Raw genomic sequence first — 1,028 nt, 5'->3', positions numbered from 1 at the left:
GTAGTAACGTTCTGCGGTATGTGGGTGTGTACATGCTTTTCTGGTGATTTTAAATACAACCCATGTTTCTTCATAATTATTTGCGTCTTCGCCAGTGTAAACTGCTGTAGCGGAAACTTCTTTTCCTACAGGTAATTCTTTAGAAATATCGGAACCGCTCCATTTCCAGTCATCATTAAAAAGGCCTTTAACATCTTCGACTTTCTTACATAACCATGAAACATATGTAGGATCGGTATCGGTTGGCTTGCTTGAAGGTGCTTGTGCTTTTGAAATGACAAATTCCCATTCTGGTGCAGATATACTATCGACTGATTTGTAGTAGTCACCTTCATTCACATCAATCTTAAAAGTATAAGTACCTGCATCTGTGGGGCTGTCTGCGAGTGGAGTTTTATCTCCTTTTTTAAAATACGTTACTTTAGTAATTTTACCATGACCGGTGACATCATCTTTCCATTTAATATATTTACTAATATCAACATGGGTATCTTTAGTATATGTAAAATTGGGCTGCGTATAATCAAATTGGTCAGCGGTAGGAGTTGTTTGGATACGTACAAATTGGTTTTTTGCCTGATCGAAAGAATACTGCCTTTTTTCGGTTCCAACAGTTACATCATAAGCGTCATTATTTTCTTTTTCAGTTAACCAGACGTACAGATTACCGTCTTTTGTAGAATCAGGAAAAATATGATCACTTGGATTCCAGGGTACACTATCTATCGCTACTGGTAAAGAATGTTCATTTTCGATAATACAACAATAAACATTTTTTGAGCTGCCATTATGGGGGGTACAATTAATGCCTGGCATACGATCAGAATATGCCTTTACGGATCCACCGCTAATGGTAATGTTACTGCCGGTACCCCCGTCAGATCCTCCGCCAATTCCGGCACCAAAAGAAGAAGTAGCAGTTACGGATCCACCGCTAATGGTAATGTCACTGCCGGTACCCCCGTCAGATCCTCCGCCAATTCCGGCACCAAAAGAAGAAGTAGCAGTTACGGATCCACCGCTAATGG

At 40.1% G+C, this 1,028-nt stretch carries 2 pseudogenes; both read right to left on the bottom strand.

The window, feature by feature from the left end:
* Positions 1–816, bottom strand: a pseudogene (locus tag LJE09_RS17215) (hypothetical protein); the annotation flags it as partial.
* A 90-nt stretch (positions 817–906) separates the two neighbouring features.
* Positions 907–1,026 (bottom strand): annotated as a pseudogene (locus tag LJE09_RS19285) (hypothetical protein); the annotation flags it as partial.
* Positions 1,027–1,028: the final 2 nt, after the last annotated feature.

This window comes from Blautia sp. DFI.3.45 (genome assembly GCF_020593505.1).
GTDB classification, from domain to species: domain Bacteria; phylum Bacillota; class Clostridia; order Lachnospirales; family Lachnospiraceae; genus Blautia_A; species Blautia_A wexlerae.
Note: the sequence above shows the minus strand (reverse complement) of the source record. Positions and strands in the feature narration are given on the sequence as shown.